The sequence below is a fragment of the Kitasatospora sp. NPDC058406 genome, assembly GCF_042722765.1.
GTDB lineage: Bacteria > Actinomycetota > Actinomycetes > Streptomycetales > Streptomycetaceae > Kitasatospora.
In genome coordinates this window covers 27,404-50,406 of sequence record NZ_JBHXKE010000027.1, presented here as the reverse complement: position 1 = coordinate 50,406, position 23,003 = coordinate 27,404, and the positions used below count along the sequence as shown (strand labels likewise).

At 74.3% G+C, this 23,003-nt stretch carries 19 protein-coding genes; 5 read left to right on the top strand and 14 right to left on the bottom strand.

The window, feature by feature from the left end; genetic code table 11:
• Positions 1 to 46: 46 nt before the first annotated feature.
• On the bottom strand, positions 47 to 1,009 hold the full coding sequence (gene sigJ / locus ACFWOG_RS08245; RefSeq protein ID WP_329884969.1) for an RNA polymerase sigma factor SigJ: 963 nt from the start codon (positions 1,007 to 1,009) through the stop codon (positions 47 to 49).
• 165 nt (positions 1,010 to 1,174) lie between these two features.
• Here sigJ and ACFWOG_RS08240 point away from each other — a divergent pair, with 165 nt between their 5' ends.
• Positions 1,175 to 1,582, top strand: a complete 408-nt coding sequence (locus ACFWOG_RS08240; protein ID WP_329884968.1) for a hypothetical protein — start codon at positions 1,175 to 1,177, stop codon at positions 1,580 to 1,582.
• Positions 1,583 to 1,662: 80 nt separating this feature from the next.
• Here ACFWOG_RS08240 and ACFWOG_RS08235 read toward each other — a convergent pair whose 3' ends face one another.
• The 3 genes from ACFWOG_RS08235 to ACFWOG_RS08225 all read right to left on the bottom strand — a co-directional run bounded on the left by ACFWOG_RS08235 (position 1,663) and on the right by ACFWOG_RS08225 (position 6,457).
• Positions 1,663 to 2,127: a MarR family winged helix-turn-helix transcriptional regulator gene (locus tag ACFWOG_RS08235; RefSeq protein WP_380355984.1), complete on the bottom strand. Its 465-nt coding sequence runs from the start codon at positions 2,125 to 2,127 to the stop codon at positions 1,663 to 1,665.
• A 257-nt stretch (positions 2,128 to 2,384) separates the two neighbouring features.
• Positions 2,385 to 3,989: a D-alanyl-D-alanine carboxypeptidase/D-alanyl-D-alanine-endopeptidase gene (dacB, locus tag ACFWOG_RS08230; protein ID WP_380355981.1), complete on the bottom strand. Its 1,605-nt coding sequence runs from the start codon at positions 3,987 to 3,989 to the stop codon at positions 2,385 to 2,387.
• Between the two features lie 227 nt (positions 3,990 to 4,216).
• Entirely contained in the window at positions 4,217 to 6,457 is a 2,241-nt protein-coding gene (locus ACFWOG_RS08225; protein WP_380355979.1) for a BTAD domain-containing putative transcriptional regulator, read from the bottom strand.
• A gap of 238 nt (positions 6,458 to 6,695) precedes the next feature.
• On the opposite strand from ACFWOG_RS08225, the gene ACFWOG_RS08220 reads away from it, so the two are divergent.
• Positions 6,696 to 7,613: an alpha/beta fold hydrolase gene (locus tag ACFWOG_RS08220; RefSeq protein ID WP_380355975.1), complete on the top strand. Its 918-nt coding sequence runs from the start codon at positions 6,696 to 6,698 to the stop codon at positions 7,611 to 7,613.
• 138 nt (positions 7,614 to 7,751) lie between these two features.
• On the opposite strand, the gene ACFWOG_RS08215 is transcribed toward ACFWOG_RS08220, so the two are convergent.
• Entirely contained in the window at positions 7,752 to 8,588 is an 837-nt protein-coding gene (locus tag ACFWOG_RS08215; RefSeq protein ID WP_329948763.1) for an isocitrate lyase/phosphoenolpyruvate mutase family protein, read from the bottom strand.
• Positions 8,585 to 9,718 (bottom strand): hypothetical protein, encoded by a 1,134-nt coding sequence (locus tag ACFWOG_RS08210; protein WP_380355968.1) that lies wholly within the window; start codon positions 9,716 to 9,718, stop codon positions 8,585 to 8,587. Before ACFWOG_RS08210 ends, ACFWOG_RS08215 begins: the two co-directional genes overlap by 4 nt.
• A gap of 65 nt (positions 9,719 to 9,783) precedes the next feature.
• Between ACFWOG_RS08210 and ACFWOG_RS08205 the strand changes: the two genes are divergently transcribed.
• Entirely contained in the window at positions 9,784 to 10,575 is a 792-nt protein-coding gene (locus ACFWOG_RS08205) for an ArsR/SmtB family transcription factor (protein ID WP_380355965.1), read from the top strand.
• Here the strand turns inward: ACFWOG_RS08205 and ACFWOG_RS08200 are convergent.
• The 8 genes from ACFWOG_RS08200 to ACFWOG_RS08165 form a co-directional block, all read right to left on the bottom strand.
• Complete coding sequence (locus tag ACFWOG_RS08200; protein ID WP_380355962.1) at positions 10,538 to 11,032, bottom strand: DinB family protein; 495 nt, start codon at positions 11,030 to 11,032, stop codon at positions 10,538 to 10,540. The genes ACFWOG_RS08205 and ACFWOG_RS08200 overlap by 38 nt on opposite strands.
• Complete coding sequence (locus ACFWOG_RS08195) at positions 11,029 to 11,835, bottom strand: VOC family protein (protein WP_329884961.1); 807 nt, start codon at positions 11,833 to 11,835, stop codon at positions 11,029 to 11,031. Before ACFWOG_RS08195 ends, ACFWOG_RS08200 begins: the two co-directional genes overlap by 4 nt.
• 177 nt (positions 11,836 to 12,012) lie before the next feature.
• The gene (locus tag ACFWOG_RS08190; RefSeq protein ID WP_380355959.1) at positions 12,013 to 14,718 is read right to left on the bottom strand and encodes a germacradienol/geosmin synthase; all 2,706 of its coding nucleotides are present in this window, start codon (positions 14,716 to 14,718) and stop codon (positions 12,013 to 12,015) included.
• Positions 14,719 to 14,907: 189 nt separating this feature from the next.
• A complete protein-coding gene (locus ACFWOG_RS08185; protein ID WP_380355957.1) occupies positions 14,908 to 16,242 on the bottom strand; it encodes a hypothetical protein in 1,335 nt (444 codons plus the stop codon).
• On the bottom strand, positions 16,239 to 18,197 hold the full coding sequence (locus ACFWOG_RS08180) for a hypothetical protein (protein WP_380355955.1): 1,959 nt from the start codon (positions 18,195 to 18,197) through the stop codon (positions 16,239 to 16,241). Before ACFWOG_RS08180 ends, ACFWOG_RS08185 begins: the two co-directional genes overlap by 4 nt.
• Complete coding sequence (locus ACFWOG_RS08175; protein WP_380355952.1) at positions 18,194 to 18,997, bottom strand: TIR domain-containing protein; 804 nt, start codon at positions 18,995 to 18,997, stop codon at positions 18,194 to 18,196. The genes ACFWOG_RS08180 and ACFWOG_RS08175 overlap by 4 nt, the downstream gene beginning before the upstream one ends.
• A gap of 92 nt (positions 18,998 to 19,089) precedes the next feature.
• Positions 19,090 to 20,430, bottom strand: a complete 1,341-nt coding sequence (locus tag ACFWOG_RS08170; RefSeq protein ID WP_380355949.1) for a helix-turn-helix domain-containing protein — start codon at positions 20,428 to 20,430, stop codon at positions 19,090 to 19,092.
• Between the two features lie 288 nt (positions 20,431 to 20,718).
• Complete coding sequence (locus ACFWOG_RS08165) at positions 20,719 to 21,459, bottom strand: NAD(P)-dependent oxidoreductase (protein WP_380355947.1); 741 nt, start codon at positions 21,457 to 21,459, stop codon at positions 20,719 to 20,721.
• A gap of 73 nt (positions 21,460 to 21,532) precedes the next feature.
• On the opposite strand from ACFWOG_RS08165, the gene ACFWOG_RS08160 reads away from it, so the two are divergent.
• Together ACFWOG_RS08160 and ACFWOG_RS08155 are read left to right on the top strand one after the other, a co-directional pair.
• Complete coding sequence (locus ACFWOG_RS08160) at positions 21,533 to 22,267, top strand: TetR/AcrR family transcriptional regulator (RefSeq protein WP_380355944.1); 735 nt, start codon at positions 21,533 to 21,535, stop codon at positions 22,265 to 22,267.
• Between the two features lie 161 nt (positions 22,268 to 22,428).
• On the top strand, positions 22,429 to 22,983 hold the full coding sequence (locus ACFWOG_RS08155; RefSeq protein ID WP_380355942.1) for a class IV adenylate cyclase: 555 nt from the start codon (positions 22,429 to 22,431) through the stop codon (positions 22,981 to 22,983).
• Positions 22,984 to 23,003: the final 20 nt, after the last annotated feature.

The following is a 23,003-nucleotide window of genomic DNA, read 5'->3' as shown; positions in this document are numbered from 1 at the left end:
CGGGGAGCAGCAGGTCCGGACCGAGCCCGGACCGAGCCCGCACGGGTCAGCCGTCGGTCCTGTCGCCGTTCCGGTGCCAGGGGCGGAGCTTCTCCGGGTTGCGGACCGCCCAGATGCGGGTGACGCGGCCGTCGGCGAGGCCGAACGCCGCCACGGTCACGGTGACGCCGCCGAACTGGGCGACCAGGCCGGGGCTGCCGTTGACCGTCCGTTCCAGGAGCGTCAGCCCGGGGGCCCTGTCGGCGATGTGGATCAGGTACTGGGCGATGCGCTCGCTGCCCTCGACCGGGCGGAGGGCGGCGCCGACCAGCCCGCCGCCGTCGGCGACCATCGTGGCGTCGGGGTCGAGGAGGTCGACGAGGGACTTGATGTCCCTGGCCTCCCACGCCTCCTTGAAGCTCCGCACGAGCCCGGCCTGACCGGCCGCCGGGACGGCCGTGGCCCCTGCGGCGCGCACACGCCGGCGGGCCGAGGAGGCCAGCTGACGGCAGGCCGCCGGCGTCCGGCCGACGATCTCGGCGACCTCCGCGAACGAGTACCGGAACACGTCGTGCAGGACGAACGCCACGCGTTCGGCCGGCGTCATCGTCTCCAGTACGACGAGGAATGCCATGCTGACCGACTCGTCCAGCGTCACCCGGTCGGCCGGGTCGGCCGGCTCGGTCCCGCCGCCGCCCACCGGCCCGCCGATCCACTCCGCGCGGTCGGGCAGCGGCTCGGGGACCCACTCACCGACGTAGCGCTCGCGCCGGACCCGCGCCGAGCCCAGCAGGTCGAGGCAGATGCGGCCAGCCACCGTCGTCAGCCAGGCACCGGGCGACTCGACGGCCTCCTGGCTCCGGCGCGGCATCGCGTACCAGCGGGCGTACGTCTCCTGCACGGCGTCCTCGGCCTCGGCCAGCGAACCGAGCAGCCGGTAGGCGACGTTGGTCAGGTGCCGCCGCTCGCCGACGATCTCGCGCAGGCCCGGCTCGGACCCGTCATGCCCTGGCTCGGACGGAGTGCTCATGGCCGGGGCCGCTCCCTGGTTCTTCCCGTCCGCCTCCGCAGCCGTCACGTCGACGAACCCCCGGGCCGGACATCGACGCTCCACCTCACATTTCGCGGGCCCACGTCGTCGGACTACCGAGACAGTACCGATCAACCGCCGCGAGGCGGAAGAGGGGACCGCACCATGGCCACACCGATGACGGCAGGACACCGCAGCTTCACGTTCGCGCAGGTCGCGATCGCCCTGCAGACCCTGGCCATCCTCTTCCAGGCGGTCACCGCCGGGCTGCTGCTGACCTCCCACAGCGGCGAGGTCCTGCACAGCGTCGGAGCGCGCGTGATGTACGGCGCGTCGATGTTGTACCTGCTCGCCGCGATCCTCGCGTGGCGGCCGGGCGGCGGATCGCCCCGCCCCGTCCTGTACGCGTCCGGCTTCCTGGTGCTCGCCTCGGTCCAGGTCGTGCTGGGCGTCGCGCACGTCCCGTCGTTCCACGTCCCCCTGGGCGTGCTGATGTTCGGTCTGAGCCTGCTGGTGCTGGGGCAGACGCTGTCCGCCCGCCGGTCGGAGCACTCCGGCACCCGGTGGTCGTGACCGATCGCGCGAACCCCGGCGCCGGGTGGACGCCGCCCCCTGTCTTCGGGCCGGGGCCGGGGCCGGGGCCGGGGACCGGGTCAGACGTCGGCGGGACCGGTGCGGAGGTGGTCGGCGGCCTCCCGGTAGGCGTCGGCGGCGCGGGCGAAGTAGTCGAAGAGGACGTCGAGCTGCTCCGGCGCGTACCCGGCGAGGATCTCGCCGACCCGCTCCCGGGCCGGGGCCATCACCCGGTCGAGATCGGCGGGCCCGCCGACCGGTTCGACGATGACCTTGCGCCGGTCGCCGGGATCGGCCGCCCGGCGCACGTAGCCCGCCTGCTCCAGCCGGTCGACGAGGCGGGTGGTCGGGCCGGTGGTCAGCCCGGTGCGGGTGGCCAGTTCGCCGGGGGTCATCGCCCCGGACAGCTGGAGGATGTTCAGCGCGTACAGGTCGGTCGCGCCGAGCTCGCAGGCCTTGGCACTCGCGTGGCCGTGGAGCAGCACGGCGCTCAGGTACCGGCGGTAGACCTCGCTCGCGTCGGGCCGCATGGCGGGCGTGGACACGGGCTCCCCCTCTCCGTACTCCCTTCCCCGGGGAGGAGGGAGATGTCTCGTCTCTGCGGTGGCTGCCGGACGGCGGTCCGGTCGGAACCCCGGCGGGCCGCACGTCGGGTCCCAGTCCTACACGCCCGGTGGCCGGTCGCGAAAACGCCCGAAGGCCCCGGCCGCGCACGGGGGCGGAGCGGCGAGGGCCTTCGGGGCCGGAGGGGAGCACCGGAGCGAACGGAGCCGACAGAGCTGACGGAGCGAGCGGGGTGGGGTCAGGAGCGGGCTTCGGCCTGCTCCTGGAGGAGGCCGGAGATGAGCGAGAGGTCGCCGATCATCTCGATGACGCCCTCGATGTCCGGCGTGGAAGCCCCGTTGACGGCCAGGTAGTAGGTGTGGAGGCGGCCGTGGCCCGCGTCGAGGTACCCGCCCAGGGTCTGGGCGCCGACGGCGATGCGGTTGTTGACGGCGTCGAAGCCGGCGACGGTGCCGGGCTTGGACCAGACCTTGCCCTTCCCCGGGCAGGTGGGACAGCCCTCGCAGACGGACGCGAGGCTGCCGTCGACGCCGAGGATCGGGAGGGCCTCACGGAACCGGGTCGCCTCGGGGGTGCCCTGCCAGTAGTGGAGGATCTGGTTCTCGACGCGCGGGGTGACCCGGTCGACGGGGTTGCCGCCGCGCCCGTCGAGGAGCTGGACCTGGGTGGGGTCGATCCCGGCCTGGCGGAGGAAGGCGGTGAGCACGGGGAACCCGTCCTCGCACTGGTGGCTGCCCGCCGTCACGGCCATCAGGCAGATGCCGAGGTTGGCGCCGAGGTTGTGGCTGACCTTCAGGATCAGCCGGGTGTAATCGGCGAAGACCGGGGAGACGTAGGCGGCGACGCGCTGGGTGCCGTCGTAGGAGTCCGGCAGCGTGCCGGACGGGTTCGGCCCGGTCGGCGGGGCGGTGACGGTGACACCCGCCCGGGCGAGCGCCTCGATCAGGGCGGTACGACCGAAGGACGCCGGGTCCTGCACGTTCGAGATCCGGAGCGTCGGGGGCGCGTCGGCGGCGATCGTCCCGGAGAGGGTGATGCGGGTGCCGTCGGGTGAGGCGGAGACGGTGAGCTCGGTCGGGCCTCCCGCCGCGACCGTCTGCACCGTCGACTCGACCTGGTACGGCGCGACCTGCGGGCGCCAGCTGAGCTGAGCGGCCTGGCCGGGGGCGGTCGGGGTGGTGAGCAGGTCGATGACGTTGTCGTTGATGATCAACGGGGTGGGGCTCGGGTCCAGGTCGGGGAACGAGGTGAAGAGGCGGGAGTCGACGGCGACGTCCCCGTGGACCTCGGTGATGCCGGCCTGCCGCACCTGCCCGGCGATCTCGTCGAGGCCCGCGAGCGGGTTCTCGGGGGTGAGGGTCGCACCGGGGACGTCGTTCGCGTAGGTGTGGTCGATCGGGGTGTAGGAGACGGAGCCGTCGGGCGCGGTCCGGCCGCCCATCGTGAGGTCGCCCTGGGCGACCAGGACGAGCGAGCCGTTCAGGACCTCCCCGTCCCGGCTGCCGACGGCCTGCACGGGCGTGGTGAAGCGGTGCTCGCCGCCGAGGGCGTGCCAGGCGCCGGACACGCTGACCAGCTTGGCCGTCGAACCGGGGATGAAGAACTGGTCCGGGTAGATCGAGTGGATGACCTCACCGGTCGTGTCGTCGATCTCCAGCAGGCCCCACTGGGCGTGCTGGTAGGCCGGTTTGGCCATGATCGCCCGGATGTCGGGGCTGAGGGAGCCGAGGATGCCGTCTTCGGGCGCCCCGGACGCGGGCGCGGCCGTGCCGAGGGTCACGGCGGCGAGGAGGACGGCCAGGGCGCCGGCCCGGATGCGTCTCTGACTGACGGTCGAACTCATGGATCCACCTGTCCCGGGCCGTGCTTCGGCGCCGATCCGACGGTTGCGCAGGTCCCGGGCAGGGATACCTCGCAGGAGTCCGTGATCGAACCTTCCGCGGCGCAGTTCACTCGCTCGACCGTCAACCGGAACGGCGACCGGAGGCGGGCACAGGGGCGAGGCGGAGACGGACGGAGGCAGGCGCACCCGGCGGGCGGAGGCGGACGAAGCGGGCCCCGGACCGGCCGTCAGCCGGCGTGACCCAGCGCCCGGGCGACGGTCGCGAGGTGGCCGGCGACCGGGCCGAAGGAGAGCAACCCCGATGCTGCGCCCGCGAGTTCGCCGACGGCGGGGAGCAGGCGGGCATGGGCGCGGCGGAGCGCCGGGCGGTCGTGGAGCAGGCGGGCGGCGGCGGCCTCCAGGCAGCAGCAGACCTCGTAGAGGGGATCGGCCAGGGGCTCGGGGAGGGCGTGCAGGGCGGCGCGGGCCTCGGTGTCCCGGCCTGCGGCGGCGAGCACGAGCGGTTCGACCCACGGGCGGTACGGACCCCAGTCCCGGTCCGGTCCGACGGCGCGCGCCCAGTCCGGGTCGCGGTCCGCGTCGCGGTCCGTACCGCGGTCCGTGTCGCCGTCCATGGCCCTGTTCTCGGAGCCGCCCTCGGCCCCGCTCTCGACCTCGTCGGGCCGCCGGGCCTCGGCCCGGGCTCGTTCGGCGGCGGGCAGCGACAACAGCGCAAGCGCGCGGAGTCCCGGGGCCATGCCGGGCATCCCGGCCGCGTCGAGCCGGTCGGCCACGGCCCGGTAGGCGGCCTCGGCCCGTCCACGCCTGTCGGCGGCCCACCCGGCGGAGGCCGGGTGGTCCTCGGCGGCCAGCCGCAGCGCGCGGTACCCGTCGGTGAACACCCCCACCGACGGAAGCTCGTGCCGCTCGGCGAGCCGGTCCGCAGCGGCGGCGTGCCCGTCGGCGGCCGGCCAGTCCGCGAACGCGCTGCGGGACTGCATCCGGATCAGGTGGCCGAGCACCTCGTACGTGGTCAGACCGTGGCGGGCGGCCAGCGCGACCAGTTCCGCCCCGATCGCATCCCGCCGCCCGGCGAGGCCGGCTCCGGCGAAGGACTGCATGAACACACCGTTGAGGGCGAAGGCGAGCAGCGCCGGGTCGTCCAGCCCCCGGGCGATCGTCTCCGCCTCGTGCGCCGCCCGCAGCGCACGGGCCGACCGGGCACCGCGCGTCTCGACGGCGACCGTCGCCAGCAACCGGCACCGCGCCGGATCGTGGACGCCGCCGTCCGGGAGGGCGGCGAGGGTGCGTTCGGCGGCGGCGACCAGCCGGGCCGCGAGCGCCGGATCGTCGCTGCGCGGCCAGATCGCGGGGACGTCGAAGGCCCCGAGAACCCGGGCGGTGAGCTCGGGATCGCCGAACTCCTCCGCCGCCTCGACCGCGGCCCACCGGTGCTGTCGGGCAGCCGCCAGGCCGTCGGGGCCGGTGACCGCCAGGCTGCGGAGCAGGCCGACGGTGGACTCCAGGCGGGCCCGGGCCCCGGCGGCCACGCTCCGGTCGTACGCCGCGGCGGCGGACGTCCAGAGCCGGGCGGTGGCGTCGACGGGCCCGCCGTCCACGGCGCCGGGGCCCGGTTCGGGACCGGTGCCAGAGCCAGGGCCTGGGTCGAGGTCGCGGTCGCCGTCGAGGGCGGGCGACTGCGCGAGGATGTCCGCCTCCAGGGCACGCAGCCGCGGAGCCGGGTCCAGTCCCAACTGCTCGACCAGCGTCGTCCGGGCCCGGCGCAGCACGGCGAGCGCCTCGCCCTGGCGGCCCTGCCGGTAGAGCGCGAGCGCCAGCAGCCGCCAGGCGTCCTCGCGCCAGGGGTGGTCGACGAGGTGCGCGTCGAGGTCGGGGACGGCGTCGGCGGCCCGGCCGAGCGCCAGCCTCGCCTCGGCCCGCCGCTCCACGGCCAGCAGCCGCAGCTCGGCGAGGCGGGCCCGCTCCGCGCGGGCCCAGTCCTCCTCGACGTACTCGGTGTAGGCGGGGCCGCGCCAGAGAGCGAGCGCCTCGTCCAACCGCAGCAGGGCCGCCTCCGCGCCCTCACCCCGCGCCGTTCCTTCCCCGTGCACCGCGCCGGCGACCGCGGCCTCGAAGCGCCAGGCGTCGACCTCGTCCGGTCCGGCGCGCAGCGCGTAGCCCCGTCCCTCCGTGACCAGCAGCCTCGCCGGGGAACGCGGCGGACGATCCGGTTCCAGGACGCGGCGCAGCGCGGAGACGAAGGTCTGTACGGCCCCGACGGCGCCCGGCGGCGGCTCCGTCCAGAGGTCCTCGACCAGACGGGTGACGGGAACGACCCGCCGGCGGGCCACGATCAGCCGCGCCAGCACCGCCCGGTGCCGCGGCCCTTTCAGTGCGAGCACCCCGCCGCCGGCCCGCTCGGCCACCACCGGCCCGAGGACCCCGAACACGGTCCCCGTCCGCCCCGCTTCTCCGGACACCCTCGTCACCCCGCCACCGTACGGCGTCCGCCGCACCGGCCCGGTACGCCGACCCCGGCGACCCCGGCGACCCCGGCGACCCCGGCGCTCCTGGCGACCCCTGCGGCCGCGCCGACACCGGCCGCAGATACCGGCCGCAGACACCAGCCGCAGACACTGCCGCTGACGCTGTCGCTGACCGGATGCTGATTCGCGTCGGCGAGGCTCGTGGTGCAGCGAAGAACCGCCCACCGAGAAAGGCCGCCCCGTGCCCCTCCCCACCCCCCGACCGACCCCCGTCCCCACGCCCTCCCCCGCCGTCCCCGGCTTCGAGTACCTGCGCGTCCCCGTCGCGGACGGCGTGGCGCTCCACACCGCCGTCGCCGGCAGCGGAAGCCCGGTCGTCCTCCTGCACGGCTTCCCGCAGACCCACCTGATGTGGCGGCACGTGGCCGCGGACCTCGCCGCCGACCACACCGTCATCTGTCCCGACCTGCGCGGCTACGGCGCCAGCGACAAGCCCACCGACCCCGAGGGCACCGCGTACAGCAAGCGCACCATGGCCGCCGACGTCGTGGCCCTCGCCCGGGCGCTGGGTCACGACCGCTTCGCGCTGGCCGGGCACGACCGCGGCGCGCTGGTCGCGGTCCGGGCCGGGCTCGACCACCCGGACACCGTCACCCACCTCGCCGCGCTGGACGTGCTCCCGACCCTCGACACGTGGGAGGTCATGCACGGCACCACCGCCGCCGTCGGGTTCCACCTCTACCTGATGGCTCAGCCGCCGGGACTGCCCGAAACCATGATCGGCGCGAGCGCGGACGCCTTCTTCGGCCACTTCCTCGACCTCTGGGCACGCGACCCGGAGGCCCTGCCGGACGAGGTCCGCGCCGCCTACCTGTCCGCCTGCCGCGCCGCCGTCCCGTCGATCGTCGCCGACTACCGCGCCTCGGCCGGTACGGACGTCGACCACGACCGCGCCGACCGCGAGGCCGGCCGACGGCTGCGCATGCCGGTCACCGTCCTCCAGCAGGACTGGGGCGCCGCCCTGGGCTTCGACGCCGCCGCCCGCTGGCGCGCCTGGGCTCCCGACCTGCACCACGCGACCGTCCCCTACGGCCACTTCATGGCCGAGGAGGCCCCGGCCGAGGTGGCGTCCGCCCTCCACGCCCTCCTCACCCGCTGACCCTCCGCACCCGCTGATCCTCCGCACCTGCCGGCCCTCCGATTCCCCGTCCCGCCGCCTCCCGCAGGACGACGGCGGGACGCCGGGGTGCGACGGGACGCCGGGGTGCGACGGGCGGCGGAGCACCGGCGTCGGCGGTCAGCGGGGCGGCGGCCCGGCCGGGGGGACCGGTCCGGGCCGGTCGTGGTGGAGGGCCTGCACCGCGGCGTAGCCGGGCGTCCCGGTGCCGGGATCCGGGGCAGGGGCGCCGGCACGGATCGCGACGGCGGTGGCCGTGGCGGCGGCCAGGGCGGTGCGGTAGAGGAGCGAGCCGAGGCTGACGCGGGAGACGCCGAGGGCGGCGAGATCGGGGACGGTCGGTCCGGTCGGGCTGTAGAGGATGTTCAACGGGACGTCGAGGGTGGCGCAGAGTTCCGCGATGGCCGCCGGATCGGCGAGGCCCGGGACGAACACCCCGTCCGCGCCGGCCTGCCGGTAGGCGGCGAGCCGGCGGTCGGTCTCCCGGCCGGCGTCCGGCACGGCGAGCCAATGGGTGTCGGTACGGGCGTTGACGAAGAGGCCGGGAGCGGCGGACCTGACGGCGGCGATCTTGGCGGCGTGCAGGGCGGCGGGGGTGAGCGTGCCGTCCGCACGACCGTCCTCCAGGTTGATGCCGACGGCCCCGGCATCGGCCAACTCGGCTGCGAGGGAGCCGACTTCTCCGGGGTCGTCGCTGAATCCGTTCTCCACGTCGACGGAGAGCAGGTAACGGCCGGTACGGCCGAGGCGGCGCGCCAGCCGGAGGGTCTCCGCGCGGGTGGCGGCGACGCCGTCGGGCAGCCCGGCGGCTGCGGCGACGCCCAGGCTGGTGGTGCCGACGGCGGGGAAGCCCTGCTCGGCCAGGAGGGCGGCGGAGGCGTGGTCCCAGGCGTTGGGGAGCAGCAACGGCTCGCCCGCCCGGTGGTGCAGGGCGGCGAACGGGGTGGGCGCGCTCATCGGGCGGTCCTCTCGTGCGGGCGGAGGTCGCCGACCGGGGCGGGGACGACCGGGGCGGGGACGCCCGGGGCGGGGACGAGCCCGTCGGGGTCGGGGTCGGGGTCGGGGGCGTCGGGCGAGGATCCGGCCGGGTCCGCGGTGCCGTGCAGGATGCCGGACGCGATCGCCAGGGCGTGGGTGCGACCGGGGCAGAGCCGGGGCGGAGCGCCGAAGGTCAGCGGGGGCAGCCCGGGGCGGCCCGCCTGGGCGGCGGCGACGTCGAGCACCACCTGGGCCCCGGCGGGGACCGGCACCCCGCCGACCTCGGTGTCCCGGACGGCGTGGCGGCGCATCGTCCGGACGGGCGGGTCGTGGCGCAGCGCCGCGTCGATCGGGTCGGCGCCGCTGCCGACGGCCCGGCGGGCGTGGTCGACGAGGGTTGCGGTGGCGTCGAAGGACTGGACGAGCAGGCCGATCCGGTTGGCGGCCCGTTCCTCGGCCGCGCGGACGGCAGCCGCGCCGTGCTCCGCCGGACGGCGCTCCGCCGGACCGTGGCCCGCCTCCGCCCCCGCCCCGCCGCGCCCCACCGGGTCCTCGTCGGGCAGCATCCGGGGCAGCAGCCAGGCCACGGCGGCGTCGGCCTCCGGGTCGTCCGGCCGCTCGACGAAGTAGACGCGCGCCACCGCGGCGACCGCTCGCGCGACCGCGTCCGGCTCGGCCAGGCCCAACGCCTGCGCGAGGACCCGTACCGCCCGCAGACCGGCGTCCGGCTCGGAGCCGGCGGCGGCCGACGCCCGCAGCGCGTCCGGGTCGAGGCGGGCCAGGTCGGCCTCGACGCCCGCCCGGCGCACGGCGTGCCGCTCGCCCGCGCTGAACCGCGCCACCGTGGCACGCAGCCAGGCCGCGCCGCCGACTGGCCCGGGGGCGGCGGGCACCGGCACGAGGGCGGGATCGGCGAGCGCGGCCGTGACGTGCTCGTACCGGTCGAACCGGACCGGTACGAGCGCGTCGGCGCCCCTGGCCGCACCGGTCACCGGCTCGGGGACGGACTCGGGGACCGCATCCGGGCCCAGGGCAGGAACGGACGCACGAACGGGAGCCGGAACGGGAGCGGACGAGGAGGAGGCGACACGAACGACCGGAGTACGCATGGCCCTCACGCTAGGGACGGAACACTTCGGTGTCGGCCGAAGCGTCCACGCGGCACCATGGAGCCATGTCGCTCGCCCAGCTCGCCGGACTGCTCGCCGACCCGACCCGCGCCGCGTTCTGCACCGCTCTGCTCGACGGCCGGGCCTGGACCGCCGGCGAGCTGGCCCGGTACGCGGGCGTGGCCCCGTCCACGGCGAGTGAGCATCTGTCCCGTCTGATCGCCGGCGGCCTGCTGGCCGAGGAGCGGCAGGGCCGGCACCGGTACGTCCGGCTGGCCGGCCCGGCGGTGGCCACACTGATCGAGGACCTGTCGTCGTTCTCGCCCGCGACCCCGGCGTCCGGCGTCACGCTGGCCCCGACCCCGCTGTCCGCGACCCCGCGGTCCGCCCCCGGGCCGCGTTCCCTGCGCGAATCCACCCGGATGAGCGCCGAGGCCCGCGCCCGGACCTGCTACGACCACCTCGCGGGCCGGCTCGGCGTGGCGGTCTGCGACGCCGTCCTGACGCGCGGGCTGGTCGCCGAGGACTCCGGTCCGGCCCTCACCGAGCGGGGGCGGGCGTGGCTGGCCGAGCTGGGTGTGGAGCTGCCGGCCCGGTCCGGGCGCGGGGGCGGGCGCCCGGTGGTCCGCAGCTGCCTGGACTGGACGGAGCGGCGCGGGCACCTGGGCGGCGCGTTCGGGGCGGCGCTGTGCCGGACGGCGCTGGACCGGGCCTGGGTGGAACGCATCGGCTCCGGACGGGCGCTGCGGGTGACGGCGGAGGGCGACCGGGCGCTGCGCGAGCTGCTCGGGGTGGAGTTCGAGGCGCGGCAGGACCCGCTCAGCCCATCGTCTTCGCGCCGTCCAGCGACTCCCTGATGATGTCGGCGTGCCCGGCGTGCTGCGCGGTCTCGGCGATGACGTGCAGCAGCACCCGCCGGGCCGACCAGGAGGCACCCGGTTCGAACCACGGCGCCTGGGGCAGCGGGTGGGCCAGGTCGAGGTCGGGGAGGGTCGCGACCAGTTCGTCGGTCTCGGCCGCCACCCGCTCGTACGCGGCGAGCAGTCCGGCCAGGGTCTCGCCGTCGGTCATCAGGAACTGCCCTGCCCAGTCGACCGGTTCGTCCTCCATCGCGGCCGCGCCGCCGACCGCGAACCGCAGCCAGCGGGACTCCACCCCGGAGACGTGCTTGATCAGGCCGCCCAGGCACAGCTCGCTGGCCGTCGTGCGGCGGGCGGCCTGCTCGTCGGTGAGGTCGCGGACGGTGTAGCGCAGGAAGCCCCGGTGCTTGTCCAGGGTCTGGAGCAGGTCCGCACGCTCGGAGTTGCCGCTCATTCGGCCACCATCCCGGGCATGTCGCCGACGGTCGCGCCGAGGGCGATCACGCCGAACGCCGCGCCCCCGGGGTCGCCGACCGCCGCGAACCTGCCGAACGGGCTGTCCATCGGGCCGAAGTAGAGCTGCCCGCCGTGCAGAGTGATCTTGGCGACGGTCGCGTCGCAGTCCTCCACCGCGAAGTAGACGCTCACGTAGTTCGGCGCCTCGGGCGGCAGGTCGTCCGGACCGGCCTTCATCCGGCCGAGCACCGGGGCCCCGCCGATCTCGAAGACCTTGTAGTCGACCTCTTCGACGTCCATCCGCTTGACCGTGTAGGGGAAGACGGCGGGGAAGAACGCGTCGGCCCGGCCGGGCTCGCGGGTGACGACCTCGGCCCAGGTGTAGGCACCGGGGACCCCCTGCACCTCGAACCCCTCGTGGGTGCCGGCCTGCCAGACGCCGAAGACGACGCCTCCCGGGTCCTTGGCGATCACCATCGAACCGAACTCGCCGACCTGCATCGGGCCCATCAGGACCTCGCCGCCGTTGCCGCGGATCTTCTCGGCGGTGGCGGCGGCGTCCGGCGAGGCGAGGTAGAGGCACCACGCCGACTTGATCGATTCGATCGGCTGGCCGGGCATGGGCGGGACGATCGCGGCGACGGCCTTGCCGTCCACGTAGGCCTGCGTGTAGTTGCCGTACTCGGACGAGGACTCGCCGAAGGTCCAGCCCAGTACTTCTCCGTAGAAGACCTTCGCGCCCTCCAGGTCGGTGAACATCGCGTCGGCCCAACAGGGCGTTCCCTCGGGTTGCACGGTCATGGCCCAGCCCTCTCCGTGTGGCGTTTCGTCCCGATTTGCCACACTAGCCAGTCCCCCGGGCGCCCGCGCGTCCACCCGGCCACGACCACCCGCGAGGCCCGCCCCGCCGCCCCGCCCGGACGCGACGGCGGCCCGCCGGGACACTCCCCGGCGGACCGCCGCGCACCGTCGTGACCGCTACCCGACCTGCGACACACCCGCGACCGGCACCGGCTGCGCACCCAGCGTGCCGAACCCGGTCGGCCCGGCCGGCACCGCACCCGGACGCGGCGCCGACTCCGCGGCGCCGCCGACCGCCCCCGCCTCCGCACGCACCACCGACGCCGAGACCGACACCGCCGCCGCCGGGCGGACCGCGGACGTCCCCAGCCCGGTCGGGACGAACCACGCGAACCCGGCCCGGGCGGGCTCCGGCACCACACCGCCGTCGGCCGCACCCGCCGTCACCGCCGTACCCGGCGCCGCGATACCCGAGGCCGCGATACCCGAGGCCGCGATACCCGAGGCCGCGGCATCCGGAGCCGCCGGCGCCACGTCTCCCGCCCCCACTTCGTCCGGGACCGGGCCCGCCTCGCTCCCGAAGTGCCGCAGCAGGTCCTCCTCCCGGTAGCGGCGGCAGTCCCGGTGCCAGATCAGGATTCCGGCCAGCCAGTTCTCCAGCTCGCCGACGTACCCGTCGAGCATCGCCCGCGCGGCGGGCTCCAGCGCGAAGTCGTCGTACAGCACGGGGAATTCGTTCGCCGCCACGTGCTGGAACTGGGCCAGCCGCGAGTGCATCAGATCGTCGACGATCCGGACCGCCGCCGGGTAGTCGCAGTTGAAGAAGTTCTGCACCACCAGCACCATGTTGTGCACCTCGCCCTCGAACTGCACCTCCTTCTGGTACGAGTGGAGGTCGTTCATCATGCAGGCGTAGTCGGCAGCCGCCTTCTCCAGCGAACCCATCGGGCCGCTCTCGTAGACGGCGGGAGGGACGATCTGCCCGTGGGCCAGCCGGCAGAGGCTCATGGTGAGGTCGGACCCGAAGGTGGCCCGACGCATCTCCAGGTAGTCGACCGGGTCCGGGATCCGGTTCTGTGCCTGGTTGTTGAGCTCCCAGATCCAGCTCAGCGTCATCTCCTCGACGGCCTCGCGGAGCCGCCGCCGGGCCTCGACGGTCATCGGCCCGGCGGTCCGCGCCCAGGCGTCGGCCAGCCCGCGCTCCAGGGCGTTCCCCGGCACCGGGGCGGGCCCGCCGTCGACCGGCATGAAGTCCGAGAGCCGGGCGTTGACCGCCTTGGCGCCGGCGAGGTCCCGGGTCTGGCCGAACACCGCCGGGAAGTAGTCGTCCGCGTACGTGCCCCAGGTCAACCAGGCCGAGGTGAGGTCGAGTTGGGCGGCGCTGGCGTCCGGGTGGATGCCGGCCGAGCAGAGCGGGAAGTCGTAGTCGGCGAGCTTCTCGGCGGTCCAGATGTGCGAGGCGGGGACGCCCGGTTGGGGCTCCAGCATGCCCATCCGGCGACCCCACTCGACCGTGTTGAGCCGTGCCGCGTCCAGGTACGGGCTCAGCTCGACGGTGAACGGCAGCCTGAACTCGGGGAGCCGGGAGGGTCCGACCTCCTGGAACGGCACGTGGGTGTGCGAGCGCGCCCGCCGCACGCCGGGCTCGGCGTCGCCGTGCGAACCGCCGATCAGCCCCGTCCCCGGAGACTCCAGCGAGGCCGGCGACAGGCCCGCGATCACGGCCGCACCGGGCCCGGCGGCGGCGCGCGAAGCCGGCCCGGACCGGCTCAACGACCCCAGCTCGTCGGCGAGGTCACGCAGCGCGCCGGAGCGCAGCACGTCCAGCGCCGAGGTCCCGACGCCGCCGATCGCGAACGGGTCCCACCAGGTGGCCTTGCCCGCGGCCGCGCCGCCGCCGTTCATGTACCGGCTGGACCGCATGTGCCACTCGTGCCCGCCGGACTGCCAGTCCTGCAGACCCTTGACGTAGGCCAGCACCTTGGCGCAGCCCGCCGGGTCGAGCCCGGAGTCGGCGAACAGCTGCGGGAGTTCGGTGAACACGGTGTTCTCGAACTGCTGGAGCCGCGAGGTGAGGAGGTCGTTGACGGCCTCGGCGGCCTCCTGCGTGGTGCAGTCCAGGAACCTCTCCAGCACCAGCACGCCGTTGCTGAGTTCGCCCTCGTCCTCGACCTCCCGCTGGTACGAGAAGAGGTCGTTGCGCAGGTGGACCCCGTCCGAGAAGGCGTCCATCAGCACCCGCAGCGGACGCGAACCGGACACCTCCGCCGGTACCTCGGCGTGGGCCGCGTACTCGATCAGCCCGGCCGACCAGGGCGCGCCACCGACCTTGCGGCGCATCTCGATGTACTCGACCGGGTTGCTGACCCGGCCGGCGTTGATGTTGGCCAGCTCCCAGAGGGACTCGTTGAGGAGGTTCCGGGTGCTCTCCGCGAACCGGACCCGCCAGTCCTCGCCCATCGACGGCACGGTGCGACGCCAGAGGTCGGCCAGGCCGGCCTCGACCGGGTTGGTCGGCTCGGGCAGCGGGACACCCGGGTCGGCCGGCATGAAGAGCGGCAGCCGGTCCAGGTACGCCTTGCCGCCCTTCCGGTCGTTGGTGCGCTTGTAGATCTCCAGGAAGTGGTCGTCGAAGAAGAACACCCAGACGTACCAGTCCGTGACCAGTGACAACGCCTCGGCGGAGGCGTCGGGGTGGGTGTAGGCGCAGAGCAGTCCGTAGTCGTGGGCGTCCAGGTCGACCTGGGTCCAGATGCCCGATCCCTCCAGCATGCCCATCTCCCGGGCCCACTCGCGGGAGTGGACCCGGGCCTGTTCGAGATGGGGGCTGAGACGCGCCGGGTGCGGCACGTAGAAGGACGGCAGTTCGAACGGCTGGGTCACCGGGCGAGCCTTTCTGGACGCGTCGACGGGGCCGACCGGCACGGCGAAACGGAGCTCCGTTGCACGGCACCGCCACCCGGTCGGCTCAGCATTACCCGTCACCGACGATCTCGACCGACGAACAGGAACAGTCATATGAGATAACCCGACCGGTTCGAACACCCGCCCAAAAACCACCCCCACACTGGATCACCTGTACGACTGATCGGCCCCACCCCAGTCATGTGCCACCGGCCCCGACGCCCCCGGTCCCGCTTCCCAGACGGCGGTCACCAAGTCCTCGTCGGCCTCGTCGTCCTCGCCTTCGTCCTCGCCGTCGGCCTCGACAGGACGGATCCGCCCCGGGGCGAAGCCCGCCGCCGAGTCCGGTGCCGGATCCGGCGCCGCCGGGCCGGGCCCGCCGAGACTCTCCAGGATCAACGCCGCCGCCTCCGGCCGGCCCACCGCCTCGGCCAACCGGGCCACCCGGTGCGTGAAGACGAGGCGTTCGGCCTCGTCGGCCAAGGCGACGTCGTTCATCAACTCGCTCAACGGCCCGATCACCGACGGCCCCCGCCCCGGCCCGCCCGGGCCCGCAGGCCCGGACGGCGACACACCTCCGCCGCTCTCCTCCGGCCCCTCACCGCGCCCGTCACCGGCCCGGGGGGCGACATCGTCCAGGAACGGGATCGCCTGCGACCCCGGCCGAGGCACCAGGTGCTCGTACAGCGCCTCGACGGCCTGGTCGTTGGCCGCCGCCGCCAGCTGAGCCAGCGGCCCGATCATGTCGACCGCTCCGCGGACCTCCTCGTCGTGCCGGGCCAGCCACCACACCACCGCGCTGCCCGGTGAACTGAGCACGTCCTCCCCGAGGTACGCCCGCTTGCTCCGCTCGTACCGCCGCTCGTGCTCCCAGACCTCCTCGGCCTTCCGGACCTCCGCGAGCTTCCCCAGCCGGTCCCGGTCCGCTTCGGACAGACCCAACCCGACCCGTCCGGCCATCGCCACCACCAACCCCGAGGTGTCGGGGCTCTGCGTGCCGAGCACGCCGTCCAGCCGGTGGCGGACGAGGTCCAGCCGACCGGGGTGCTCCCGTTCGGTCACGGCCCGCGCGCGGGCCAGGACCGTCTCGATCGCCAGGCTTCCCGGCGCGGCGTGCACCAGCCCACCCCCGTTCGGCACCGGACGCCACCAGACCGTGGCCGAGAAGACGAAGTCGTAGTCCGGCACGGCGCTCGGCAGCGCCACACCCACCACCGAGGTCTCCTGGTAGGGCAGTTCGGCGGGAGCCGCCGTGGCCGGCGGCGGCACCGCCGCCGACACGTCCGAGGGAACGTACGGCGGGACGTACGGCGGGACGTACGGCGGGACACCCACTGACGGCCGGACCCGCGTCGCCGTCGTCAGCAGCACCGGCAGCGCGATCCCGACGGCCAGCGCCACCCAGAGCCAGACGGGCCACCCGGCCCACGACCCGAGGGCGACGGGCACCACCGCAGCCGCGACGACGAGCGCCGCTGTCCGACCCTTTTCCATGGAGTTCACCGGGTCCTCTCCCCACTCCGCCGCGCCCGCACGGAACCCACCGGCTCGATGCCCTGCGCGATATCGATCTTCTGCCACAGCCGCGACGCCATCTCCGCCCGCTGAATCCGGACCTCCGCCGGCTGCACGGCGGCGGTCCAGGCGTAGGCCCCCAGGTAGAGCCGGCCGAGCAGTTCGGCCCGGCCCTCTGCAACGCCCACCAAGGTGTCCAGCAGACGTTCGTCCTCCCCCGGTGGTGCCACTACGGCCGCCGCCAGCCACTGCTCCACTCCGGCACGCGACCGCGAGGACAGGTCAGACCCCACCACCCCGCGCAGACAGCGGGCCTCCACGTCGGGCTCGGTGCCGAACTCCACCGGCGTGATCAACCTCAGGAACAGTTCTGCGTCCGGCCCGCCGTCCCGGCCCGCCTCCAGCTGATCGGCCACCCGCGCCAGCAGCTTCCGGTAGAGCCGCCGGTCACGCCGGACCAGTGCGAACAGCGTGTCCCGGGCCTCGGTGACGCCGCTGCCGACGGTTCCCCTCGCAAGATGGTGCAGCCGGACCAGCGCCTGGTCCGGGTGAGTCCGGGCGAGCACCTCGGCGCAGACCCGGGCGAGCACCCGGACCGCGCTCGGCTGCAGCCCGCCCTTGGTCGACTGGTCGTAGAGCCACCCGCGGAACCCGGCGCCGTACCGTTCGTCCTCCAGCCCGAGCCGGATGACGACGTACGCCTCCTCGCCGTGCCGGGGATCGTCGGCCCACGTTCCGGCCAGCCGCTGGAGCAACGCCCACTCCCCCGTGCGCAGGCTCTGTTCCGTGAAGCGGCCGACCAGCCTGGTCCGATCGTCGACGTTCGGCATGGCCACCGGCTTCTCGACCGTCCCGGCCACCCACGTGCCGAACTGCTCTCGCAGGCCCGGAAAGTACGTCCAGAAGTGAGCTCGCACCGCGCCGTCGTAGGCCAGCGCCGTGAACCGGATCCGGCCGTCGACGACCTTCAACGGCAACTTGCCGAGCCGCTCGGCGAGATCCGCGCGCTCCAGCGGGGGCCTGCCGTCCGGAGTGTGCTCGACCATCGCGAGCAGCCGGTCGGTGTGGTGGAACACCGCATCCGCGGGCGCGCCCTCCAGCATCGCCGCCGACAGCAGCAGTGCCCGCTGTGCACCCGAGTCGAGCGCCGCCACCTGGACGGCCACGTCGTCGCTGCGGTCGCTCAGGGCCGAGAGCGTGTCCTGGAGCCACCCACGAATGCCCCGGCCGTGGCGGTCGGCCGACCGGGCCTGCCCCACCAGGACGGTCAGTCGCCGCATGTCCCGCATGGCAAGGCCACCGAGCCGCCCGGGCGGCGTCTCCGCCCGGAGGTCATCGAGGTCGAACGGTACGGCCGCACTGACCAGGTGCCGGCGGAGCACCGCCTGCTCCCTCGGCCTGCCGATCTCCAGCAGCAGCGGGTGGAGTGCGGAGTCCACCAGAGCCTCGTCGGTCGAGGGCAGCACGGCGACCATCCTGGCCCCGGCCTCCGCGATCTTGCCCCGCCACCGGAGCAGGAATCCGGCCGCACGCGCGTACTCCGCCTCGGCCAGCCCGGACAGGTTCAGCAACAGCCGCTCGCCCGGTTCCGGGTCGGGAAGCCGCTCCCGGTCGCCCGGGAGCGACGACTCCCGGAACAACCTGTCGTCGCCGCCGACCCGGTGCAGGGCCATGAGCCCGGCCGTCCGGCGTCCGTCCCCCGGCGAACCGGCCAACAGCACGGTCGCACCGGCCGACCCGAGCCTCTCGACCACCGCCCCGTAGCCGGGCGGCGGCACGAAGCACTCGGCGAGGTTCAGCCGCTGATCCAGCGCCACCTGCCAAGGCTCGGCCGTCGTCCTGCGCTCCCGATAGACGTCGGCACCGATGAAGATGTTCCCCGAGCCGCTGTGAACCGGTCCGTTCGCCGTCTCGAACCGGACGTCTCCTCCTTCCTCGCTCACCGCCCGCGGTCCTCGCGGTCGCCGTCACGACCGCCGAACCGCTGCTGTGCCGTGCCCCGCTCGATGTAGTTGCCGCCGTCGCCGTTGAACGTGACACGGCTGCCGTGCCGGATCTCGGTGTTCTGATCACCGCTGCCCGTGTGCAAGGGGCCGTTGGCAGTGTTGATGAACGTCCCGGAGTTGCTGACGTTGCTCACTCCGCCGTCCTGCAGGTGGTGGTACTCCCGGGCCCGGACGACACCGCCGTCCGACCCGCCGGGCCCGTTGCCGATCCCGATGCCGGTACCGGCGCCCGCCTCCCCGTCGGCCCGCGAGATCTGGCGCTCCGCCTCGGCCAGTTGGGGCAGCGCCTCGGCCAGATCGTCGCCGATCCGGGCGAGGTCGGCCTCCGCGTTGCGGGTGTCCAGTCGGAGGTACTGGCAATCGGCCAACTCGGCCAGTTCGGGCGGAAGATCCCGCCGATTGAGCCGGGTGGCCCGACCGATCAGCACGGGCACGACCAGGGCTCCGCTCTCGAATGCCTCGACGATCTCCCGGCGGGTCCAGTCCTCCGGGTCGTCCAGCGCGCGGAGGCCGTCGGCACTCCGGGCGTCGGCCCAGCGGTCACCGATGACGGCGACCAGCACGCTGCTGCGCCGGACGGCGGTGAGCAGTTCCTGCGGGAAGCGCCGGCCGGCCTTGATCGACTTGCTGGCGCGAAACACCCGCTCGCTGCCGAACCGCCGGGACAGTTCGCGCTCGATCAGGGCGGCGCCGGTGTCCTCGTCGATGGTGCGGTAGTTCACGAAGATGTCGGGCATGACGGATCACCTCTCCGGTGAGTGAGGGTTCGGTTCCGGCCGATGAGGCTCGGAGGAAGGCGGACAGCGGCTCTGTCCGAGGCGCGGCAGCCCTACGGCTGTCGCGGGTGGAGCGCCCCGGCGAGCGCGGGTTGCAGGTCGAGCACAGCCCGGTTGGCACGGAACCGGGTCAGCTCACGAGCCAGTCGAGCCACGTCGGTGGTGATCGTCGCCGACCTCAGCACCGTGACACTCGGGAGCAGTTCGGCCGCCAGCGCGCAGGCGTGCTCGACTTCCCCCGCAGCCGCGTGCGCGAGGGACCGCCGCAGGCCGTACCGGGCGCGACTGCGGACGGCGTGCGGGGGAATCCGCGGGCATTCGCGGTCGAGTACCTCGGCGGCCTGTGCGGGATGGCCGAGGTCGTGGAGACACCACCCGGTGACCATCGCTGCCGGATCGGCCAGATTGCCGGTGCCGAGCACGGGCTCACCCGTGCCGTCGTCGGCCGCCGCCCGTGCCAGCAACTCGCGTGCGCGGTCGAGGCTCCGGAAGCTGGCAGTGCGGTCGCCGGCCAAGGCGTGCCCCTGGGCCTCACGTTGGGCGGCGAGGCCGCGGATACGCGGCGGCAGGCGGCCGTCCTGGGCGGCGGCGACGAGTTCGACGGTCTGGGACGCGTCGCCCGCGTAGAACGTGACGAGGGCCCTTCGAACGAGCGCGTACGAGGCGAGATGGCGGTCACCGCCGGCCTCGGCCAGCTCTACCGCACGGGCCGTCCACCAGAGCGCCGACTGGTTGTCACCGGACTCCTGAGCCATCCAGCCCGCGTACTCGGCGTACCGGGCAGCCAGCGTCAGCAGTTCCGTCCGCTCCGCCGTGGCGGCCTGGACCGCGAGTTCACGCAGCGTGTGAGTCTGGACCGTGAGCATGGGCAACAGCAGCACGGGATCGACGCTCTGGCCGAGCAGTCGCATCTGGTCGAACTGCGCCCGGAAGATCCCGACCGGCGCCAGGTCCGCCGGCGCTCCGTCCGGCATCGCTCCGGCCGCGACCGCGCTGTCGCCAGGTCTCGGCGCGCCGATTCCGGCCACGCCGAGCCCCAGCACCGACGTCGCCCCGGCCGCGAGCAGTTGGCGCCGCCCGAGGCCTCCGGGCCAGCGGACGCCGTCCCGGTCGACTCGGAGCAGCGGGGACTCGTCACCGCTCGGGCCGCCGTCCACCCCCGTCTCGCGCCCGTTGGCCGTGCCGGACGGCGCCAGTACCTCCAACTCGCCACCGGCGCCGAGGCAGGCGTCGCAGCGGCGGGCCAGGTCGGGTGGCGGAACCTTGCGCCCGCATTCGATCTTGCTGAGGTGGCCCTTGCTGTAGTTGAGCAACTCGGCGAGCCGAGTGAGCGTCAGTCCGGCGGCGAGCCGCCGCCTCCGCAGCTCTGGCCCGAACTCACTGGATGCGTTCATGCCAACCCCCATTCAGAAACCGTCCGACCGGCGACTCCACCTTGGTCCGGAAGCGGCCCCATCCCCTGCCTCCGCATGAATATTGGCACGCGAAGGCAGGGGCGAGCAGGAGTTGGCGGTGTTTCCCGTTTCCTCTTTCCGAGGCGCCCACCATTGCCGATTCGACGATTATCCGGTCTGCCGACAAAGGGAATTGACGATAAGTCACTTCATGCGACCGGCCCATGCGGGGGCGCCTACCATCCGCCCCCGCCCCGGTCGAGGGTCCGGCGGGCGGGGGGCTCGGGGTCAGTAGCCGATCGTGAAGCGGCGCTGGACGAAGCGGGGCAGTTCGACCTCGTCGACGAGGGCGACCGCGGCGTCCTCCGCGGAGATGTGACTGCGCCCGTCGGCGTCGAGGACGGGCTGGTCGCCACCGATCCGGAACCGGCCGGTGCGCTCGCCGGGGGCGATGGACTCCGCCGGACTGAAGTACGTCCAGAGCCGGTTGGAGGTGCGCAGGACGTTCAGCGCGTCCCGGTGGCCGCGCACCGCGGCGGCGTACTCCCGGGGCAGGCCGACCCCGTCGAGGGTGTCGTGCAGGAGTTCGTCCGAGTCGGCCCGGACGAGGCCCGGCTCGGCCTCCAGACTGCCGGCGCCGCCGATCACGATGAGCCGGGTGCGGGGGTGGGACTCCAGCGCCTTCAGCAGCGCCCGGGCGGCGGTGGCGTAGACGGTGGGATCGGCGATCGACCGGCGCAGGGTGTCGGCCATGTCCTGCGCGGCGTTGCCGGGCTGGTAACCGCTGATCAGCACGTCCAGCCCGGGCAGGACGGCCGCGATGCTGCCGGCGTCGAGGACGTCGACGCTCCTCCAGTCGATGTTCTCCCGCCCCTCGCGGATCCGGGCGGCGTCCCTGCTGAACGCGGCCACCCGGTGCCCGCGCGCGAGGGCTTCGGTGACGACGCGGCTGCCGATGGTCCCGGCCGCTCCGATGACTCCGATGTGCATGGCTCTCCCCTGTTCCGGCACGTCCGACATGATTGCCATACGGCGTTGCGAAACTATACGGCGTGAAGTTTTGATACGGCAATCAGAACCGAGGCGCTGTACAGTGACCGGCGTGGAGAGCGCGACGACGAGAAGCACCCGGGGACGCCGCGAACGACTGCGGGCCGAGACGACGGCGGAGATCAAGGACGTCGCGCTGGCCCTGATGGCCTCGGGCGGACCGGACGCCATCACCCTGCGGGCCATCGCCCGGGAGATGGGCATGACCGCCAACGCCATCTACGGCTACTTCGCCACCCGCGACGACCTCGTCACCGCACTGATCGACGACGTCTACACCGCGCTGGCCGACGCCGTCGACGCCGCGTGGGCCGCCACGCCCGCCGATCCACCGGCCACCCGGATCCGCGCCTGGGCGCGCGCCTTCCGGGACTGGGCACTGGGCAATCCGGAGGGCTTCCGGCTCATCTACGGCGACCCCGTGCCCGGCTACCGCGCCCCCGAGGGCGGCGCCGCACCGGACGCGGCGCACCGCGTCTGCACCGGGCTCGCCGGCCTGGCCGACGCCGCCTGGCCGCACGCCGGCCCGCGCCACGCGGACCACGGGCCGGAGTCGCCCGGCTTCGACTGGTCCGACTTCGACCCCGGCCTCCTGGCCAAGGTCCGCCCGGCGTACCCCGACCTGCCGCCGGCGGGCGTGGCGCTCGCCCTTCGCATCTGGGGCTCCCTGCACGGCACGGTCTCCCTGGAGGTCTACGGGCACCTGAGCCGGCAGACCGTCAGCCCCGGAAAGCTCTTCGACCAGGAACTCGGCGCGCTCGTAAGCTCCTTGGGCCTGAACGGCTGAACGAGCGAACGGCTGAACGGGCGACTGGCTGACCGGCCTACGAGTCGACCGACCGGCGCCGCCGACCGGCACCGGAGGGGAGAGTGACGGGTGACCGATCACCCGGGCGGCGCCGGCGCTCCGCCCACCGGAGCCCGAACCGCACCCTGGGGGTACCCGTCGTGCAGTACACCGAGATCGAGCAGAAGTTCCGACTCCCCTGCGCTCCCGGGGAGTTGAAGGCGCTCCTCCTCGCCCGCGGCGCCACCCCGGGCCGCCCGAGCCGCCAGGTCGACACGTACGACAACGCCCCGCACCGGGACTTCCTCGACAACCGGGTGGTCTCCGAATGGCTCCCCGTCCGCGTCGAGGACGGCTCGTCCTCCCTCAACTTCAAGCGCTTCCACCCGCTCCCGGAGCCGGTCAAGACCCACTGCGACGAGTACGAGACGACCGTCGCCGACGCCGAGGCGGTCCGCCGCCTCCTCGACGCCCTCGACTTCGCCGAACTGACCGTGGTCGACAAGGTCCGCGAGGAATGGCGGGCCGACGAGGTCGCCGTCGCCTTCGACACCGTGGCCGGGCTCGGCGACTTCGTGGAGTTCGAGTTCAAGGGTGACGCCGACACGGTCGAGGACGCCACCGCCCGGCTGGAGGCGTTCATCGCCTCCCTCCGCATCCCTCTGGGTCCCCGCCTCCACCTCGGCTGCCCCCACCTGGCCCTCGGCCTGGCGTGAACGACGCCGCGCGGCGGCCC